Annotated in this window: 18 protein-coding genes; 6 read left to right on the top strand and 12 right to left on the bottom strand. The window is 33.4% G+C overall.

The window, feature by feature from the left end; all coding sequences use genetic code 11:
- On the bottom strand, window positions 1–725 hold a 725-nt coding region (locus tag DW269_RS13020), incomplete at its 3' end, for an RNA-guided endonuclease TnpB family protein (RefSeq protein ID WP_147321694.1).
- 572 nt (window positions 726–1,297) lie between these two features.
- Here DW269_RS13020 and DW269_RS09775 point away from each other — a divergent pair.
- Together DW269_RS09775 and DW269_RS09770 are read left to right on the top strand one after the other, a co-directional pair.
- Window positions 1,298–1,882, top strand: a complete 585-nt coding sequence (locus tag DW269_RS09775; RefSeq protein ID WP_117459583.1) for a histidine phosphatase family protein — start codon at window positions 1,298–1,300, stop codon at window positions 1,880–1,882.
- Window positions 1,883–1,936: 54 nt separating this feature from the next.
- Window positions 1,937–2,716, top strand: coding sequence for a Cof-type HAD-IIB family hydrolase (locus DW269_RS09770; protein WP_117459582.1), 780 nt, complete (start codon window positions 1,937–1,939; stop codon window positions 2,714–2,716).
- 22 nt (window positions 2,717–2,738) lie between these two features.
- Here DW269_RS09770 and DW269_RS09765 read toward each other — a convergent pair whose 3' ends face one another.
- The 4 genes from DW269_RS09765 to DW269_RS09750 all read right to left on the bottom strand — a co-directional run bounded on the left by DW269_RS09765 (window position 2,739) and on the right by DW269_RS09750 (window position 8,893).
- Window positions 2,739–3,482 carry an HAD family hydrolase gene (locus tag DW269_RS09765; protein ID WP_158546352.1) on the bottom strand — a complete coding sequence of 248 codons (744 nt, stop codon included), beginning with the start codon at window positions 3,480–3,482 and terminating at the stop codon, window positions 2,739–2,741.
- A gap of 34 nt (window positions 3,483–3,516) precedes the next feature.
- Window positions 3,517–5,385 carry a sucrose-specific PTS transporter subunit IIBC gene (locus DW269_RS09760; protein ID WP_117459580.1) on the bottom strand — a complete coding sequence of 623 codons (1,869 nt, stop codon included), beginning with the start codon at window positions 5,383–5,385 and terminating at the stop codon, window positions 3,517–3,519.
- 114 nt (window positions 5,386–5,499) lie between these two features.
- The gene (locus DW269_RS09755; protein ID WP_117459579.1) at window positions 5,500–7,626 is read right to left on the bottom strand and encodes an alpha-galactosidase; all 2,127 of its coding nucleotides are present in this window, start codon (window positions 7,624–7,626) and stop codon (window positions 5,500–5,502) included.
- 1 nt (window position 7,627) lies between these two features.
- On the bottom strand, window positions 7,628–8,893 hold the full coding sequence (locus DW269_RS09750; RefSeq protein ID WP_117459578.1) for a glycoside hydrolase family 32 protein: 1,266 nt from the start codon (window positions 8,891–8,893) through the stop codon (window positions 7,628–7,630).
- A 98-nt stretch (window positions 8,894–8,991) separates the two neighbouring features.
- Between DW269_RS09750 and DW269_RS09745 the strand changes: the two genes are divergently transcribed.
- A complete protein-coding gene (locus tag DW269_RS09745) occupies window positions 8,992–9,831 on the top strand; it encodes an AraC family transcriptional regulator (RefSeq protein ID WP_226793431.1) in 840 nt (279 codons plus the stop codon).
- Window positions 9,832–9,854: 23 nt separating this feature from the next.
- Here DW269_RS09745 and DW269_RS09740 read toward each other — a convergent pair whose 3' ends face one another.
- The 5 genes from DW269_RS09740 to DW269_RS09720 all read right to left on the bottom strand — a co-directional run bounded on the left by DW269_RS09740 (window position 9,855) and on the right by DW269_RS09720 (window position 15,291).
- Entirely contained in the window at window positions 9,855–10,979 is a 1,125-nt protein-coding gene (locus tag DW269_RS09740; protein ID WP_117459576.1) for a DUF362 domain-containing protein, read from the bottom strand.
- 71 nt (window positions 10,980–11,050) lie between these two features.
- Window positions 11,051–11,677, bottom strand: a complete 627-nt coding sequence (locus tag DW269_RS09735) for a DUF5052 family protein (protein ID WP_117459575.1) — start codon at window positions 11,675–11,677, stop codon at window positions 11,051–11,053.
- A 1-nt stretch (window position 11,678) separates the two neighbouring features.
- Window positions 11,679–13,283: a hypothetical protein gene (locus DW269_RS09730; RefSeq protein ID WP_117459574.1), complete on the bottom strand. Its 1,605-nt coding sequence runs from the start codon at window positions 13,281–13,283 to the stop codon at window positions 11,679–11,681.
- Window positions 13,284–13,307: 24 nt separating this feature from the next.
- Complete coding sequence (locus DW269_RS09725; protein ID WP_117459573.1) at window positions 13,308–14,570, bottom strand: sucrose-6-phosphate hydrolase; 1,263 nt, start codon at window positions 14,568–14,570, stop codon at window positions 13,308–13,310.
- Window position 14,571: 1 nt separating this feature from the next.
- The gene (locus DW269_RS09720; protein WP_117459572.1) at window positions 14,572–15,291 is read right to left on the bottom strand and encodes a GntR family transcriptional regulator; all 720 of its coding nucleotides are present in this window, start codon (window positions 15,289–15,291) and stop codon (window positions 14,572–14,574) included.
- Window positions 15,292–15,409: 118 nt separating this feature from the next.
- Between DW269_RS09720 and deoC the strand changes: the two genes are divergently transcribed.
- On the top strand, window positions 15,410–16,111 hold the full coding sequence (gene deoC, locus DW269_RS09715) for a deoxyribose-phosphate aldolase (RefSeq protein WP_117459571.1): 702 nt from the start codon (window positions 15,410–15,412) through the stop codon (window positions 16,109–16,111).
- A 53-nt stretch (window positions 16,112–16,164) separates the two neighbouring features.
- The gene (locus tag DW269_RS09710) at window positions 16,165–16,926 is read left to right on the top strand and encodes an AIM24 family protein (protein WP_022425201.1); all 762 of its coding nucleotides are present in this window, start codon (window positions 16,165–16,167) and stop codon (window positions 16,924–16,926) included.
- A gap of 9 nt (window positions 16,927–16,935) precedes the next feature.
- Here the strand turns inward: DW269_RS09710 and DW269_RS09705 are convergent, their stop codons facing one another.
- Window positions 16,936–17,247 (bottom strand): helix-turn-helix domain-containing protein, encoded by a 312-nt coding sequence (locus tag DW269_RS09705; protein WP_117459570.1) that lies wholly within the window; start codon window positions 17,245–17,247, stop codon window positions 16,936–16,938.
- A 230-nt stretch (window positions 17,248–17,477) separates the two neighbouring features.
- Between DW269_RS09705 and DW269_RS09700 the strand changes: the two genes are divergently transcribed.
- The gene (locus DW269_RS09700; RefSeq protein WP_117459569.1) at window positions 17,478–18,101 is read left to right on the top strand and encodes a LytTR family DNA-binding domain-containing protein; all 624 of its coding nucleotides are present in this window, start codon (window positions 17,478–17,480) and stop codon (window positions 18,099–18,101) included.
- Here DW269_RS09700 and DW269_RS09695 read toward each other — a convergent pair.
- Window positions 18,098–19,300, bottom strand: a complete 1,203-nt coding sequence (locus DW269_RS09695) for a class I SAM-dependent rRNA methyltransferase (protein WP_117459568.1) — start codon at window positions 19,298–19,300, stop codon at window positions 18,098–18,100. The two genes, DW269_RS09700 and DW269_RS09695, sit on opposite strands and share 4 nt — an antisense overlap.
- Window positions 19,301–19,404 lie beyond the last annotated feature (104 nt).

Genomic DNA, 19,404 nt, shown 5'->3' with positions numbered 1-19,404 from the left:
CCTTTCTTTAGATTTTCATACTTTCGAGAAAGACTTCTCTGTTCTCGAATAAGCTTTTTCTCAAGCTTTCTTAATTTTGCAGATTTATTGATGTTCTTATAAGTTATTCCATTAGAGACAATCGCAAAATCCTTTAATCCAAGGTCAATGCCAATTCCTTTACCGGAATTATTGGCTGTCGTTTTGTCTGGGATTTCTATAAGAACTGAAACATAGTATCTGTCAGCCTTTATTGAAACATGACCGCTCTTAATTACGTATCCATCTTTTGTTGTGGGAATATATCCTTTCTCTTTGATGCGTACCCAGCCAAGTGACGGAATCTTGATTCTGTGTCTTTCACAAAGGCAATCTTTAGGATTATTCCTTACAAAATACATTTTCACATCAGATCTGCCTTTCTTTTTGAATTTTGGAAAGGCGCTCTTGTGATTAAAGAATCTCTTAAATGCAGTCTGACCGTTATTTGCTGCCTGTGTTACCGATTTTGAATAAGCCTCCTTGATCCAGGAATATTCTGGATGGCTCGGAAGAAACTCATTGTTGAGCCATACTCTAAACTGGCTGCTGCTCATAAACTTTTTACTGCTTTCATAAAGCACCTTATTATGAGCAAGATAGAAGTTATAGATAAATCTGCAAGTACCTATTGTTTTACGAATCCTGACTTTCTGCTCCTCTGTCGGATTTATTTCCGTCTTGAAACTCTTCAGCAATTTCCTCATCCCTTTCTACAGTTTTTTTATACTTACGATACCCATTGCAGCCTACAGGAGAACACATGAAGTATTGAAACAATATCCTGCATGAGTTCTCCATCTGATTTCTAATCTAATTATAGAACAAGCAGAAAATCTATGCATCAAATTTAGCTTCAAGAACGCCGATTTATAGGCGTTAATAAAATTTAATTTTCACTTACCTGTGGCTTGTGGGTATTCAAATAAATCTTTTACATTACAAAACCATCTTAAAAATGCAATTTGATTTAGTAAATGCTGATTATAAATACAACAATGCTTATTAGTTAGGGTTCAGTTTACCTTTAAAGTTCCTTCTCTATCTCAACGTTATAATATCTTAACAGATACGCCTAAAAGTTCAGTAAGATCCTTTGGTTTATAATTTATGATATTTAATGTGTTCATTTTAACGCTCCCTCTATGAGCATATTTAAACACATTCAAACACAATGGTCGATATATTCAGTTACTTATAGTTCCCTCCTTTTTTGCTTGCTCGGTAGTAACTACCATGTTTTATAATTTTATTGTACAAATATAAAGGAGGAATTACAATGAAAACACTTTATTTAATGCGTCATGGACAGACTTTATTTAATGCACAACATAAGATTCAGGGATGGTGTGATGCACCTCTTACAGAAATTGGAATTAAACAGGCAGAAGTAGCTGGAAAATGGTTTGATGATAATCATATTCAGATTGATGATGCTTATTGCAGCACAAGTGAAAGAGCGAGTGATACACTTGAAATAGTTACACATCATAATATGCCTTATACACGTTTAAAGGGATTAAAAGAAATGAACTTTGGTGTCTTTGAAGGAAAAGATGAATGTCTTAATCCACCATTTCCTTATCTAGATTACTTTAAAACTTATGGTGGAGAATCACAGGAGGAAGTACAGAAAAGAGTTGTAAAGACTATCACAGAAATTATGGAAAATACAAAAGGTGATAATGTCCTTGTTGTATCTCATGGAGCTGCTTGTGCCAACTTTATTAGAAACTTTGAAGAATATAATGTAGCTCACTATAAGAAGGGTATTAAGAACTGTGCTATCTTTGTATGTACGTATGAAGATGGAATCTTCTCTTGTAAAGAAATCATCAATCACGATTTTAGTAGTTTCATGTAAAAGTTCCTTTTTTGAACTTTTTTTAGTATGATAAATAAGACAGGAGGATGAATTATGATAAAAGCAATTTTCTTTGATATAGATGGAACATTACTTTCGCATAACACTTATAGTGTTCCACAATCTACTAAAGAAGCATTAAGACTATTAAAAGAAAAAGGTATACTTACATTTGTTGCGACAGGAAGACATTTAAGTGAGATGAGGGATCTTCCTATACAGGATTTAGAGTTTGATGCCTGTATCACTTTAAATGGACAGTATTGTTTCAATAAAGAAGGAATGATTTATGGACTTCCTATTGAACAAACAGACATCAACAACATCATCAATTATGTAGATACAAACCATATGCCCTGCATATTTGTAGAAGATGAATTGATGTATATCAATTTTAATAATGAAGTTGTAGAAAAAGTACAGAAAGCTATTTCTACACCACTACCAGAATTAGGAGATATTCATAGAGGTTATACACATCCTATTTATCAGGTCATTCCTTATGATACAAATGATGAAAGATTAAAAGAAATTAAGGAACTTATGCCTCATTGTAAGGAGACACAATGGAACCCTCAGGCAGTGGATATTATTCCTGCGACGGGTGGTAAACAGAATGGCATTCATGAAGTATTAAAGTATTATTCTATTGATCAAAGTGAAACAATGTCTTTTGGTGATGGCAAGAATGATATTGATATGTTTGAGTATACAAAGATTTCTGTTGCCATGGGTAATGCAGAAGATGATGTTAAAAAAGCTGCAGACTATGTCACAGATGATATCGATGAAAATGGTTTATATAATGCATTAAAACATTTCGAAATAATTTAAAAGCAGGCACCGCCTGCTTTTTCTAGTCCTTAACCAAATCAATTATTTCTTTCGCAACACCATGATTATCATTACTATCAATCACTTTTTCTGCTATCTGTTTCAGTGCATTCACACTATTACTCATAGCTCGTGTATGCTTATAGCCTTTAAAAAGACTCATATCATTATAACCATCACCAAATACATAAACATCATCAGACATATGATGTGTTTCTATCACTCTTTTTACCATAAGTGCTTTATTCGCATTCATTGATGTAACTTCAATATTCCACCAGGATGATGAAGTGACATTAATTCCTTCTATTTGATCAAGCCAGTATTTGATTTGATTGATTTTCTGTTCATCATGCACAAATACAAATATCTTTCTTATTTCTTTATAATCTTGAAGATGTTGTTCTGAAAGTTGTGCTGTTGTCTCACAAAATACAGTATCAGTAGAATAATCCCCTTCTTCCGTATTAATTTCAAAATCTATATGACGTTCTAATAAGCCATTCATAATAGTATGTGCAATCTTTAGATCGATATTTTCTTTATAAAGAATATCTCCCTGACTATTTCGACATTCTGCACCATTCAATAATACATAATAATCTATATCTAGTCCCTTCAACAAAGGAGAAGCTGTCTTGTAACTACGTCCTGTCGCAATAATTCTATAAATAGGCGATGTATTCAATACGTCTTTAGTGAAGGGATCTACTACTCCATAACTATTAAGTAATGTGCCATCTAAATCACTGACAATTGTTTTCATACTATTCTCCAAAAAAGTCAGTTCAAAGAACTGACTAAAGTGATAACTCCATAATAATATCATCAGGCGTAATTGAACCTGTTTTCACCTGAGCAATATCAGTATAGCTGTTATGGTTAGTGACAATCGTAATAACTGTTTTCTGGCACTGATGTCTTTCTACTCCATCTAAGTCCATTACAGTGAGAAGATCACCCTTTTTGACTTTCTGTCCCATTGTGACTTTTGTATCAAATACTTTTTCATCGGTAATTTTTACTGTATCAATACCTAAATGTAGAAGAAGTTCTGCACCTTCATTTGTGATGATTCCAATTGCATGTTCTGATTCACTGATAAAGCTGATTGTACCATCTGCAGGAGCATAGATCTTACCATCAGCTGGTTCAATAGCTGCACATGGTCCCATAATACCTTCTGCAAACATAGGATCCTTGATTGCACTCATTTCAATCGCATCTCCTGATGCAATCGCAAATAAAGATTCACTAAAAACTTCTTTTTCTTCTTTTGGTTCTACGACTTCTTCTTTTTCTGTCTTAGGAACACAGAATAACCATGTAATAGAGAAAGCCACCGCAAATGCGACTAAGTTAACAAGAATATAGAATGGTAACTGATTATTAAGATATAGTAATGTACCAGGAATACCTGTAATACCCATACCTGTTGCTTTAAGATGGAAGATAGAAGCAAGGAATCCACCAACACCTCCACCAATCATCGCAGCGATAAATGGTTTTACTAAACGAAGGTTGACACCAAATACTGCAGGTTCAGTAATACCTAATGCAGCAGATAAAGCAGATGGATAAGCAACCTGTTTCATTTTCTGATCATGAACTTTAATTGCGATAGCTAATACAGCACCTGCCTGTGCAATGTTTCCACAAGTCCCAATTGGGTTTAAATAGTTCCAGCCATCATTGGCCAACATACTGATTTCTAAGAAGTTTAAGATATGATGAATACCAAAGATACCAAGTAACTGTCCAAAGCTTCCGTATAATAAACCACCAAGACCTAGAGGTAACTGCAATAATTTTTCAACTACAAATAATACACCTGTTTCAACTGTATGAAGAACTGGACCAATCGCAAATAATGCGACTGTCATACCAATAAGTAATGTAAGGAATGGAGTAAGAATAAGATCTAATGCATCTGGAATACGTTTTCTTAACCATTTCTCCATATTGGCACCAAGAATACCTGTCACAAAGGCAGGTAATACAGAACCCTGATAACCAGATACCTTTAAGAAATTGAAAAACATCAATGGTTTTGCAGCACCAGAGCCAACATCATATGCACTTGGAAGACTAGGACTTACAAGCATTAAACCTAATACAATCCCAATTACAGGACTGCCACCAAAGTTTTTAAATGTTGACCAGCATACAAGTGCAGGAAGGAATGCGAATGCGGTATCCGTTAATACCTGTGTAAATGTAAGTAAGTTTGCAGGAACACTCTTAGTTGTTAAACCAAAAAGATGCAAGATAGCTTCTTGAGTCAATAAGCCTCTTAGACCCATGAATAAACCTGTTGCGACAAGTACAGGAATAATTGGCACAAAGACATCAGAGAATGTTCTTATAGCTCTTTGGAATTTATTTCCGTATACTATTTTTTCATCGTTGTTATTACCTTCTTCTCCAGTCACCTTGATTACTTCATCATAGACACGATTTACTAAACCTGTCCCTAGAATAATCTGATACTGTCCTGAATTGAAGAATGATCCTTTTACCTTATCTAAAGATTCAATTGCTTTCACATTGATTTTATCTTTGTTTTTTACTACTAAACGCAATCTTGTTGCGCAATGTCTTACTGAACTAATGTTTTCTTTTGAACCAGTTAATTCAATAATCTTTAATGCAAGTTCTTTATCGTTCATTTTTCTAACTTTTCCTTTTTAATTTGTTAAGCGCTTTACTGATTATATTTATACCTCGTAAAGCGCATTAATTGAATGGAATAACATAATATAAATATGGCTTTTTCTAACCATTTATACTTTTTTTAATATAAATGTATAAGTTTTAAAATCACCATGTTCTAAAGGTACACATAAGCCCATATGCTGCAGCTCATCTCCACCATAGATTTCTTGTGTATGACATTCTAAATAATCAGAATCTTCATCTAAGTATGTTAACTTAAAGTACTTCTGAGCAGTTAGAGGATTATAAAAACGAGTCATTATGACAACATAAACAGTCTTTCTATCAAGACTGACTACTTCCCAGCCTAAATGATTTTCATCACATTCAATGGCATGTAATTCACCGTTGAGTGTTTCTTTTCTTATTGTTTTATATTCCTGAATCTGCTTCTTAATATCATCTAATTCATCATCTGTACACTTTGTAAGATCAAGTTCATAACCTAAGTTAAATAGTTTTGCGATATCATAACGTGTCTCTAAGGATGTAATACGTCCTGTCTGGTGATTAGGAGCAGCACTGATATGTGCACCTATCACTGATTGTGGATAAAGCAGACTAAAACTATCTTGAATCACACTGCGATCAAGTGCATCCGTATTATCACTGGCCCAGTTCTGCTGCATATAACATAAGATACCTGGATCAAAACGTGCACCTCCACTTGAACATCCTTCAAAAAGAACATCTGGATAACGAGACGTAATCACATCAAGCACATGATAAAGACCAAGCATATATCTATGAGCCACTTCTGTACTATACTTAGAGATATGAGAACATACATCACTCATCGGTCTATTCATATCCCATTTGATATAACCAATAAGTCCTGTAGAAAGATAAGAATCAAGCATATGAATTAAATAATTCTGGACATCTTCTCTAGATAAATCAAGAAGATATTCATGACGACCTAAAGTAGGTTCATATCCATCTACTGATAATGCATAATCTGGATGCTGTATATATAAATCACTGTTTTTACTGATTGCTTCTGGTTCAAACCATAAGCCAAACTTCAAACCATATGATTTAACAAGTTCAGCCGCTTTTTGTATACCACCTGGAAGTTTGCTTGTATTACATTTCCAGTCTCCCATAGAATTACGACTATTGTTTTCTTTTCTAAACCAGCCATCATCTAACACAAATAATTCAATACCTAGTTCACTCGCACTTTTGGCCTGTTCTTCAATCTTTTCTAAAGACACATCATAATACATAGCTTCCCAGGTATTTAATAATACAGGAGGTAATTCCTGTGATTGTGGTAATAAGTGATGACGATAGAGCTCATGAAAATTCATTCTCATTCCTTCTAAACCTGTACTACTATAATTCACGACAACTTCAGGTGTATAGAATTCTTCTCCTTTATGTAAGTGCCAATTATTCATAGAAGGATGTAAACCCATCTGCATACGCACTTTTCCAAATGAATCCTTTTGTATCTTGCAACAATAATTTCCACTATAAATAAAATGCATTGCATATATATCAGAACCTGATATTAATGCCGCAAATGGATGCATTTGTGGACTACTGCTGCCTCTTGTACTTTCTATTTGAAATATACCTGTATTAAGTGCAGATAGCTGAATATTGCCTTCTTTTGCATGTAAGCCATACATTGTCATCACTTGATAATCCTGTGATGGAAGTTCTAAAGAAACAGATTGTGTATTATAAAGAATAAGATCTTCTTTACAGCTTCTAAAAGAAGCTGAAAATGAAAGAACGCCTAAATCCTCATAAATAGTGATATATTGACTAACTTCTAAGCCAATATGCTTATCTTCATAGACTACTTCTAGTGTCTCACTTCTGCCATGACTTTTAAGTGAGGGTAATCCTGAAAGAGTCTTCTTTTCATCTAGTACATGTACTTCCTTCAACAATAATTCACAATAACGTTGATGGTGTGCTTCTACTTCAATGGCAGGTATACGATAATCTCCATGACCTAATTGTGGATAGAGAAAAGGAAGATCATCAAAAGATGCATTTTCGATACTGACATCATGTTCAGTATTGTAGCCGCGTTTGTAGTAAGTCATTGGACTTTTATGATAATGACGAAGTGGTTTCCCGATATATCTTTGTAAAATGTACTTTTGATCTAATACTTCTAATATATAACTAATATGTGTATTTCTAAGATGAATTATACTATTATTTATTGTAATCATTTTAAATCTCCAATCTGTATACGTTGATATTTTGTGATTCTTTACTACTTGCAAGAAGTAAGTCTTCAGCCTGTGGATCAAGACGTGCAGAATAAACAAACTCTCCGTTATTCGCAAATATTTCTACACTTGATGTATCCAGCCATATTTCCATATGATTGATTTTTATAGGCCATGATTTCTTTTGATATTTCTGTTCTGCCCAATCATAGCGTTCAATACTTATGCCTTCATTAAAGTGAATGCTTAATTCCTTATTGATTGAAAAAGATATATGTTCCAAGGGACTGATTTCTATCATCGCCTGTCTTTGTATTTTCATATGATTCGTATAAGGAATTTCATGGCATAATTCATACATCTCCCTTACAGGTGACTGTATCAATTTTCCTTTTTTTACAGATAATTCACGAGGCATTGTTAAACAATGAATATGTCCATCCTTAGCGAATTCTACTTCTTGCGCATCACTAAAACGTGACATCCAGGCAAGCATAATACGTCTTCCTTGAGCATCCACAAATGTTTGTGGTGCATAAAAATCATACCCTTCATCCATATGCATTCCTTTATCTAAATCACTCAATGTATCTATTAAATAAACAGCGTGTGCATCAAGACATTCATCTGTATCATTATTTCTTGACTGCAAGCCATAAATTAATACTTCATGAGCATCAAGTGTAAATAAGTCAGGACATTCTATCATTTCATACTGTTTAGATATTCCAATGATTTTATTAAACTTAAAAGAGGTTCCATCTATTGATGTATATTGAATAATATTTCCTCTTCCAGTCTTCTTATTCTGTCCTCCAATAATCATTTTCCAGACATCCTCCTTAGTCACTTTAGGATCTCTAAAATGACCTGTATAATCATCAGGAAGAGAGAGTACAGAACCATATTTCTTAAAATGAACACCATCCTTTGATTGTGCAAGACATTGTTCAGGATATCTTACGCCTTCTCTCTTCACATTTCCCGTATAATAAAGAGATAATGTCTCACCATCACTGACTGCACTTCCTGAATACGTCCCATCCTTGTCATAAGCTTCTGAAGCTTGTAATGCGATAATAGGCTCACTCCAATGAATAAGGTCTTGAGAGGTTGTTTTCCCCCATACTTTATAAGAGTGGTCTGTCGTATTAGGATTCCATTGGAAAAAGACATAATACTTTCCTTTAAAATAGGAAAGCCCATTTGGGTCATTGATTAACCCTTTTTCTGTTTCTATATGATATGCTTGTTTTCTATTTTTCATACATAACCCTCACTTTATTTACATTAAACAACGTCAAGAATATAATAAGAATAGAAATACATAACGAATATATGGAAAAAACTAACTTAGGGGATCATATGAAAGAATATAAAGAACGTATTCACAGTAAAACCTATAAAGCCAATACGGATTTGTCTTTATACAGTGCTGGAATAGAACAATGTAAAAGTGAATATACCTATGGACCTATTGTAAGATCTTATTATGTGATGCATTTTGTCTTCTCTGGAAAAGGACAACTGACTATTAATGAACATTCCTTTGATGTCAAGGCAGGAGATATTTTCCTCATTCCTGCCAATAAGGTGGCTACCTATCAAGCAGATAAAAACCATCCATGGAAATATGGATGGGTCAATTTCTTAGGTATTAATGCGGAACAATATTTTTATTCCCTTACAAAAGATACACATGATCAATACATTATTCATAATGTTGATGTGAATCAATATTATAAACAGATTGAACGTCTATTAGATTTATCCTTTAATACAGATGCTGAATATTTTGAATCAAATAGTATACTTCTTCATATTTTCGCAATGTTGTACGAAGAGTTAAATATCCATTTCAATAATAATGTGAAGTATTCACTTGCCGAAGAAATTCGTCTTTATTTGGATTTGAATTATCAATATAACCTTAAAATGAGTGAGATTGCGGATAAGTTTGGTATTCATGCAAATTATATGACACGATTATTTCATCAGAAATTTGATATTTCACCTAAACAATATCTGCTTTCAATTAAATTAAAAAAGGCTGCAGGCTTGTTACAGAGTACAAATCTCCCTGTATCTACAATTGCAGCCAGTGTGGGCTTTATTGATGCCCTTGCCTTTTCTAAAAAGTTTAGTAAGACTTATCATTGTTCACCCACACAATATCGTAAACAAACAAATGAAAAGAAGAATTGAGTTATTTCAATTCTTCTTTTTTATTATTTCATTTGAATAAGTTCGTATTCTCTTGTACCTAAACCAATCTTTTCTGCATGTTCTAATGTTTCTTTCCATCTAACATTAGGATTTGAGTCAAGGAAGTTATCATGATGGTGATGCCAATGTGGATCAGCTAAGTTATCAGATAACTGACTATTAGGCATAGGTGTTGCATGTAAACATGCATCTACACATGCCTGATCTAAGGCAACAGGATCAAATGACGCAAAGATACCAACATCTGGTAAGATAGGTGCATCGTTTTCACCATGACAGTCACAGTTAGGTGAAATATCTCTCACTAAACTAATATGGAATGTTGGTCTTCCATCACATACTGCCTGCGAATACTCTGCCATCTTTCTACCAAGTATTTCATTGGCATTCCAGTTCTGATTTTCAATCGCATCAAATGCGCAGGCCCCAATGCATCTGCCACATCCTTTACAGATATCCTGATTGATGACTGCTTTTCCATTTTCATAAGTGATTGCATCACTGCCACATTCTTTAGCACAGCGACGACATCCTCTACATAAGTCATCATGTACAATTGGTTTGCCTGAATTATGCTGCTGCATCTTACCAGCACGGCTTCCACAGCCCATACCAATATTCTTAATCGCACCACCAAAGCCTGTAGATTCATGTCCTTTAAAATGAGTTAAACTGATAAAGATATCCGCATCCATGACTGCACGACCTATATAGGCTTCTTTACAATATTCACCATTTCTTACAGGTACTGTAATATCATCTGTTCCTCTTAAACCATCACCAATAATAATCTGACACCCTGTAGTGATTGTATTAAAACCATTGATATTTGCACAATCTAAATGTTCTAAAGCGTTCTTTCTAGAACCAGGATATAAAGTATTACAATCTGTTAAGAATGGTTTTCCTCCACATTCCTTAACGACATCTGCGACTGCTTTCGCATAATTAGGACGTAAATAAGATAGGTTACCTAATTCACCAAAATGCATCTTGATAGCTACAAACTTACCATCCATATCAATATCAGTGATTCCTGCTTTTTTGATTAAACGCTGTAACTTTTCAGTTAAACTTACACCAACACGTGTACGAAAGTCTGTAAAATATACTTTTGATTTCTCCATAAACATATCCTCCATAATACTATTTTAACCCTAAAGTAAAGTTCATAGTCAACTAAAAAAGAGTAGACAAGCTACTCTTCTGTTAAACAATCTGAATCAATAATCTGGAAGTTTGCACGATGAATATAAAGTGCTTTACCATCAATCATGAGTTTAGTCATCTTAGGAAGGTTTTCAGGAATTTCCCAATATACATCATCACCCTGATATGCCTTAATAGGCTGACCTAATTGAGACTTAACGACTACGACTCTTCTTTTACCAAATAAGTTCTTATACTTATTTAAGTAATTTGCGATAGCTGTATTGGCTGTGATTCCGTCTGCAGTACTATTGATATGCTTCTTAGTAAAGTCTACTTCTGCATCTAATCCCTTCTGTTCAAAGATACATGTATCTCCACAGCTTTCTATTTCATTCCCATCAATTGTGATAGTAATGACTGAAGAAAGACTATATGTTTCTTTTACACTGCCATCAGAATTATATGATGATTCTTTTACTTTATTACCAGTGATTTTGATCTTCTGACCTTTTGTTTCAAATACTTTATTACCATAATTATCATATGTATCAATTGTATAGCCATTCCCAATTAAACTACCTTTAATGTCATTGAGCTTAGACTTGAAATAAGAACATCCACATAATGATAAACATACTAAAGTAACTGTGAAAATCTTCATTATTCTTTTCATTTTATTCACCTACATTCTTAATCACATTTACATCATTCATTTCAATATAACGAATATGAATTGTTTCACCTGCTTTTAAGAAAGCAAGTGCGTTTTCATTTTCTGAAGTAATAACTGCTTTGTATTTCTTACCTTCTGTATCCACGATAAATAGCTTAGATTTACCATCTACATTAAGAATTTGTACATTTACGATTGTGATATCCTTCTTCTTAGTTTCTGCATCAGACTCTTCTGTAATTGTCTGAGAAGAAAGGAAACTCTTCTTAAGGAGTTCTAGATTCTTAACTGAATCTGCAGAATAAACAGAGACCTTCTGATAGTCTTTCGCATCTACCATCGCATACTGTTTAATAAGTCCTCCACTATCTTTAAGTGAAATCAAATAAACAGGATGACCACCTACATTCACTAACAATGGGAATGTGGCATCATAACCATAGTTCTTTACTTCACCTTCTGCAGATTTCATTGCGGCTTTTTCATTTGCCCCAGAACAAGAGAAACGTAAAGTTTGATGAGTACGTAAATTAGATAATACAAAGCCTAAGTTAGATGAATCTTTATTGGCTGAAGTAATGCCACTATAGATCCAGATATCGCCATCTTTTTCTAAATAGTTATAACCTTCAGATGTGACTGTCACATTCTTCTGTCCTAAGACTGAGTTAAAGAATCCATCCTGTAAGCTTCCGTTTTCATCTATTTCAGTCATAATGAGTTCTTCTGGATATACACGATCCACCCATTTAGGTACTTTGTCTTTATCATATTTCTTAGATTTACCAGTAATAGGATCAAAGAGAACAGCACCAGTCACCTTCTTCTTATTGCTTACACCAAAGTAAGTATATGTTGTACATACATACCAAGGATGTCCTTTTTCATCTACTTCAAATGAAGGAGAACCAAAGATGGATGTAGGGTAAGATAATTGTAGTTTACGATTTAAATTATGATTAAGAATGGCAGAAGGTACATATTTCATACCATCCAAACCTAAATCCTTTAACTTAACGATTTCTGCCTTACCATTAGTAGAATTCACTGTAATATAAGCAGGAATACCATTCTTACTATTAGTAAGATATTTAAAGAAACTTGCATATTCAAGTGGAGTGACACGATAGACACTATTCTTATAAGAAATCTGTGTATAATCATCACTTACTTCAAACTGAGAGACATATTCTGGAATCTCCCCCATGACCTTGTCTCCAAGCTTTACAGTACTCTTACGGTCAATAATAGGTGTCTTAGAGAAATCTACTTCATGTAATGTCTTATTATTGAACTTTACATTTTCTACTTCTATACGACTTGCATAACGTGATGCGTGGAAGATCTTACTTGTGAATAAATCAGTCACTAAAACACCTGCCACAATCAATGCTACTGCAGCACCTAAATAACCTACCTTTTCAGGTTTAAATCTCTTACCAAGTAATGTGCTATAAGAAGTAGAAGCACCATAAATACATAATGCGACAACAATAAATATCCAGAATTCTATCGCATGAATATTTAATGCTGGTGTATAAAAATAATAAATAATTAATACAAGAATAATAGACACCAACATAGACTTAAATTCTATTTTTTTCATATATATTTTTCCCCCTTGGAAATATCATTCACTTAATGTTGTGATTCTATAAGTCATCTTTTTATTAAGTGAAAGCACTGGTGTATCTTTAAAGTAAACTCTATCTGAAAAGACAAGTTCTCCACCATTTATAAATACTTCTACACTACTAGAATCAATCAATAGCTTCATAGACTGATATTCTTTAATAGTCCCTACACGTTCTGTCTGATTCATTACAGTTACTTTATGATTATTTACTGTAAGTGTATAGAGATTACTTAGATTGAGAAATAAACCATCATAAATATCTAAATCTATTTCTACCTGCTTAGATGGAAGTAAATAGTCAGTGACCTCTACTTTTTTAGACTCACATCTTAATAATGCAAGTTCTTCTACTGGCATCATATAGAGATGATTATCATGAATAGTAAGTTCTCTAGGGAAAGTCATAGCCCCTGACCATCCTTCTTCTTTTTCAGGGAATTCACTATGCCACATATCCATCCAAGCCATAAGTATACGTCTACCATCTGGTGCAAGCATTGTAGCCGCTGCATAGAAATCATGTCCATGATCAAGTTCAACAAAAGAATCTCTGATTTTATAGCCTGTCTGATGGTAGTTTCTGTATTTTTCACCATCTTCTTTAATACCTTGTGGTGACATCAATAATACATTCACTCCATTGAGTCTAAATAAATCAGGACATTCCCACATCTTACCTTCATGATCAATTGTAGAAGCATGCCCATATTCACCTAAATAGTCCCAATTGATTAAACCATCTGATTGATATATGAGTACATGTCCTCTTCCATCTTCCTTCTGACCACCAATAATCATCTTAAAATGATCATCTTCTCGCCATACTTTAGGATCACGGAAATGAATCGTATTATCTAGAGGTGGATGAGCAATAACTGGATTATTTTCATATTTTTGAAAGTGAATCCCATCTTCACTCCAGGCAATATTCACATTCTGATGAAGTGTGATATGTTCAGGATCATCATAAATATTACCTGTATAGATTAAATATAAACGATTGTTGTATTCTATTGCACTTCCTGAGAAACAACCATGAAGGTCTTCTTTATCCCCTGGAGTTAAGGCAATAGGTAAGTTCTCCCAGTGAACCAAATCCTTACTTCTTACATGACCCCAATGCATAGGTCCCCATACAGGTTCATCTGGGTAGTATTGATAGAATAAATGATAATATCCCTGGAAATAAGAAAATCCATTTGGATCATTGATCCAGCCATGTTCAGGACATACATGGTATTTTAAACGATAGCTCATACTACTCTCCTTTGTGCTGATTAAGATGTAATGTGAATGTATTAATATCTCCTCTATAACGGGCAATAGAATATTCTATTAGATTCTTTTGTGTATCATAACCAATAGAGCGGAAATAGAATAGTGGGTCTCCTTCATCTATATCCAGCATATCCGCAATAGTATCATCTGCGAGAGCTATTTCTAATGTACGATCAATTGTATCAATACTATGTCCCTGTTTCTCAAAAACATCATAGAGCCTAATATGCGTAAAGTCGATATCGAGTAAACCCGGAAATAAAGAAACAGGAATATAGGTTGTAATAAAGACATTGGGATTATGATCTGTATAACGTAAACGAACAAGCTTATAGACTAAATCTTTTTCATGAATCTGTAGAGATTTCGCAATCTCTTTAGATGCTTCTTCCATTTTAAATGTAATCACCTGTGTTTTAGATACAACACCGTGTCTTTTCATCTGTGTATCAAAGCTTGATATTGATTGGGTAAAATCTTGAATGACTTTAGGTGCACATACAATCGTACCACGTTTCTTTTTCTTTTCTAAATAGCCTGCATCTACTAAGATTTGTACAGCTTTTCTAATCGTTGGTCGACTAACACTATACATATCAGAAAGTTCATGTTCTGTAGGAATAATGGTTCCTTCTGAATATTCACCCGATGTAATTTTATCTAATAAGTCTTTCTTTACATCTAAATATAAAGCGGTCATAACGTTTCCTCCCCCATATATATACTATTTTATCACATAAAAAACACAAGCGATACATTTACATAATGTTGACATATTAATGTCATAATGTTAGTATATATGTAAAGGAGAGATGATTATGAAAGAATATACTATTGATGAATTAGCACAGATGATTGATCATACTAATCTTCATACTGATGCTTCTAGTAAAGATATGGAAAAACTATGTAATGAGGCAAAGGATTATCATTTTAAAATGGTTGCAATCAATCAGGTACAGTCTCATTTATGTGCAGAACTACTAAAGGGTACTGATATTCATGTAGGAGCTGCCATCTCATTTCCATTAGGACAAACTACTATTGCCTCTAAAGTATTTGATACAAATAATGCGATTGAAGAAGGTGCTACAGAGATTGATTATGTGATTAATCAAACAGAAGTTAAGAATAAGAACTGGGATTATATTAAAGATGAAATGACACAGATTGTAGATGCATGTCATGCCCACAATATTCCTTGTAAAGTCATCTTTGAAAACTGTTATCTTACAGATGAAGAAAAAATTATGTTATGTGAAATTGCGAAAGAGGTTAAACCTGATTTTATTAAAACATCTACTGGTTTTGGAACAGGTGGTGCAACATTTGAAGATGTTGCATTAATGAAAAAACATGTGGGTGATGAAGTAGAAGTAAAAGCTGCAGGTGGTATTAGAGATGCAGATACTTTTATTAAGATGATTCAAAATGGAGCAACACGTATTGGTACGAGTGCAGGAGTCTCTATTATTGAAGAATTAAAGAAAAAAGCTGTAGACGGTATTATTAAGATTTAAAAAGGTCATAAGACCTTTTTTTCGTATATAATAGTGTAAAGGAGGGTTTTCTTATGGGATTCCAAATTTTTAATTTTGAAGATAATAGTAATGTTTCTGTAGTAAGTCGTAAAGGGATTTTTAAAGTCATTCAATATGATAAGGATTTAAGCTGTACTGCAGAGGATGCACAAACTAAGTTCTATATGAGTCAGATGAATGTAAAGAAAAGACAACTAATGATTACTTTAAATGATGAAAGTGTCAATATACAGCCAGGGGCAATGCAATGGTATGTGGGTGATGTACATCAGACAACAGGTTTAAAGGGTATTGGAGATACAATTAAAAAGTTCTTTAATGCGCAGGTCACTGGTGAATCCACTATTAAACCACAATATGTTGGTACAGGTGTAATAGTCACAGAACCAAGTTATAAACATTATATTATTGAAGATCTAGATGATTGGAATGGAGCGATGTGTGTAGAGGATGGTTTATATTGTGCATCTGAAACCAAAGTCAGCTTAAGTGCATCTATGATTAAAAGTGTATCAGGACAAACTATTGGTGAAGAAGGATTATTTAATCTATGTCTAAAAGGTTCTGGTAAAGTAGTCTTAGAATGTGATGTACCACAAGAAGAACTTATCACAATAGATTTACATAACGATACGTTAAAGATTGACGGTTCATTCGCCATTGCCTGGAGTGAAAACCTTGACTTTACAGTAGAAAGAAGCGGTAAAACACTCATTGGTTCAGCTATGAGTGGTGAAGGTTTAGTCAATGTTTATCGCGGTACAGGAAGAGTATTAATCAAACCACAGATTTAAAAACATCCACTACTCGTGGATGTTTTCATTATGTGCATAATCTTCTATAAGATATTCTGAAAGCAACATATAGATATCTCTCATACAGTTCTTTGGCACTCGAGATATATTCATTACCTTCATCTCTTTACCATATAAAATATAATTCGCATCTGTACAATAGATTTCTACTAGTCTTGCAAGAGTAGTTGAAGATGGTACACATGCATCATTTTCATACTTTCCTATAGTTGTACGATCTAAATCAATACGTCTTGCCACTTCTTCCTGTGAATATCCTATTTTATTTCTTGCTTCTCTTAATCTCTCTCCCATTGACATATCTATTTACCTCTATGTCTTAAGCATAGAAATAAATATGAGCGTATGGCGCTCATGAGCGTAAAATTCTCATTTTCCTATCTTTCATGACATTATTTTCCGTTTCATGATATATGTTATGTCATATAGTGAGTTATTCATGTATTGTGTTCACGGAAGCTATAACAGTGTGTTTACACGCTCAAGGACTATTAATAGTCCTTTTTTTATTTAATAGGTGGTGAGATCTCATGATTATTTCTATAGTACATTCAAATTCTCATATAATAAAAAGAATAACCAATATACTTGATTATCATCTACATCATCCTTATACAATATCTAACACTCTTATTCCTGCAGATTTGTATTTTACTGATACACTTGAAGATATACCAAGAATAAGAAATATAAATAAAAAGGCTTTTATTGTGATAGTTACCAATCACCCATTAGGTCCTGAAACTGTCATCTATCAGCCTTTTTACTATATATTTGAAGATAGTCTAGAAAAAGATATTCCTTTCATATTATTCACATTCTTTCATTCCCGTGATTATTATCATTTCAAATATAATTACCAGGATATTTCTATTCCTATTAATCATATTATCTACATACATACACATGAACATCTCACTACAATATATACAAAAGAAAAGAACTATCATCTTTATAAACCTTTAAAGGTGATATTAAACGAGATTGGTTCTAAACAGATTGTACAAATTAATAAGAATACATGTGTAAATACACGTTATATTACTAAAATTAATCAATTAGATATCTATCTCAATCTAGAGATATTTAAGCTAAGCTATAAATATAAAAATAAATTTTATGAAGCATTAAAAAAGAAGTCCGAAGACTTCTAAATAATCTGGAAAATATAGAATTTTAAGTAAGATGTTTCTTCCATAGTCCAAAGAATTGGATGATCCGCATTCTGTTGAGTCACTGATACCTGTTTTAGAGTCACTCCACATTCTTTTGCGGATTCTCTTAACATCTGTTCAAAGAGTGCAGTTTCCATAAAACGTGAACAGCTGCATGTAATTAAATATCCACCCTGTCTTAAAAGCTTCATAGCTTTCATATTAATATTCTTATAGCCATTATAAGCATGGTTGACAGTTCTTCTTGATTTAGTAAATGCAGGTGGATCTAAGACAATGATATCATACTGTCCCTGATGACATTTATCTAAGTAATCAAAGACATCATCCTGTACAAAAGACATTCTTTCTTCTAAATGGTTCATCTTAGCATTCGCAAGACCTTGATCTAAAGCTGTCTGAGAAACATCTACAGCAGTGACATGTTTTGCGCCTCCAATTGCAGCATTTAATGCGAAACCACCTGTATGACTAAAACAGTCTAATACTGTCTTACCTGCAGACATGTTTCTAAGTAATACTCTATTAGATTTCTGATCTAAGAAGTAACCAGTCTTCTGACCATTTTCTACATCTACATTAAGTTTTAAACCATTTTCATTAATAACTGTTGTAGTAGGTAATGTGCTTGGTTTCCAGAATCCTTTATAGAGTTCTAAACCTTCCTTCGCACGTACTTTAACATCATTTCTTTCATAGATGGCAGATACATTCTGACCATCTTCTTTTAATACTTCTAATAATAATTCATAAATCATATCCTTGATTAAATCTAAACCATAGGATGTAATCTGAGTCACAATGATTTCATTATAACGGTCTGCAGTTAAGCCTGATAAGCTATCAGCTTCACCAAATACAAGTCGACAATTAGTTAAGTTATCTTTTTCTACTGTCTTTCTAAAATCATAGGCAAACTGAATTCTCTTTTTAAAGAATTCTCTATCAATCACTTCATTTTGATCCTTAGTCAAGATACGTACTGTAATATGACTTTCTTTAGAAAGAAAACCTGTACCTAAATAACGTCCTTTAGTTGTCATAATATCTACTAAAGACCCATTCTCAATAGAATCATCTAGACTACCTAGATTATTCTTATACATCCACATCTGCCCTTTATCGAGCCATTTTTCTCCTTCAGGAGTAATAATAATACTTGGATAATTTCTTTTCATTTTCTACACCTCGTAAATAAAATAAAGTATATACGAAATAAAATCAACAATCGAGTAGGAGAAAATAATTAAAATTATTTTCGTCCTCTCACACCACCGGGCAA

The sequence above is a fragment of the Catenibacterium sp. AM22-6LB genome (assembly GCF_003435615.1).
Classification (GTDB): domain Bacteria; phylum Bacillota_I; class Bacilli_A; order Erysipelotrichales; family Coprobacillaceae; genus Catenibacterium; species Catenibacterium mitsuoka_A.
This window is presented reverse-complemented; position numbering and strand designations above follow the sequence as displayed.

What these genes read in the sequence shown, in the direction of transcription:
- DW269_RS09775 (WP_117459583.1), top strand. Translation starts at nt 1,298, where the DNA reads ATGAAAACACTTTATTTAATGCGTCATGGACAGACTTTATTTAATGCA.
- DW269_RS09770 (WP_117459582.1), top strand. Translation starts at nt 1,937, where the DNA reads ATGATAAAAGCAATTTTCTTTGATATAGATGGAACATTACTTTCGCAT.
- DW269_RS09765 (WP_158546352.1), bottom strand. Translation starts at nt 3,482, where the DNA reads ATGAAAACAATTGTCAGTGATTTAGATGGCACATTACTTAATAGTTAT.
- DW269_RS09760 (WP_117459580.1), bottom strand. Translation starts at nt 5,385, where the DNA reads ATGAACGATAAAGAACTTGCATTAAAGATTATTGAATTAACTGGTTCA.
- DW269_RS09755 (WP_117459579.1), bottom strand. Translation starts at nt 7,626, where the DNA reads ATGATTACAATAAATAATAGTATAATTCATCTTAGAAATACACATATT.
- DW269_RS09750 (WP_117459578.1), bottom strand. Translation starts at nt 8,893, where the DNA reads ATGAAAAATAGAAAACAAGCATATCATATAGAAACAGAAAAAGGGTTA.
- DW269_RS09745 (WP_226793431.1), top strand. Translation starts at nt 8,992, where the DNA reads ATGAAAGAATATAAAGAACGTATTCACAGTAAAACCTATAAAGCCAAT.
- DW269_RS09740 (WP_117459576.1), bottom strand. Translation starts at nt 10,979, where the DNA reads ATGGAGAAATCAAAAGTATATTTTACAGACTTTCGTACACGTGTTGGT.
- DW269_RS09735 (WP_117459575.1), bottom strand. Translation starts at nt 11,677, where the DNA reads ATGAAAAGAATAATGAAGATTTTCACAGTTACTTTAGTATGTTTATCA.
- DW269_RS09730 (WP_117459574.1), bottom strand. Translation starts at nt 13,283, where the DNA reads ATGAAAAAAATAGAATTTAAGTCTATGTTGGTGTCTATTATTCTTGTA.
- DW269_RS09725 (WP_117459573.1), bottom strand. Translation starts at nt 14,570, where the DNA reads ATGAGCTATCGTTTAAAATACCATGTATGTCCTGAACATGGCTGGATC.
- DW269_RS09720 (WP_117459572.1), bottom strand. Translation starts at nt 15,291, where the DNA reads ATGACCGCTTTATATTTAGATGTAAAGAAAGACTTATTAGATAAAATT.
- deoC (WP_117459571.1), top strand. Translation starts at nt 15,410, where the DNA reads ATGAAAGAATATACTATTGATGAATTAGCACAGATGATTGATCATACT.
- DW269_RS09710 (WP_022425201.1), top strand. Translation starts at nt 16,165, where the DNA reads ATGGGATTCCAAATTTTTAATTTTGAAGATAATAGTAATGTTTCTGTA.
- DW269_RS09705 (WP_117459570.1), bottom strand. Translation starts at nt 17,247, where the DNA reads ATGTCAATGGGAGAGAGATTAAGAGAAGCAAGAAATAAAATAGGATAT.
- DW269_RS09700 (WP_117459569.1), top strand. Translation starts at nt 17,478, where the DNA reads ATGATTATTTCTATAGTACATTCAAATTCTCATATAATAAAAAGAATA.
- DW269_RS09695 (WP_117459568.1), bottom strand. Translation starts at nt 19,300, where the DNA reads ATGAAAAGAAATTATCCAAGTATTATTATTACTCCTGAAGGAGAAAAA.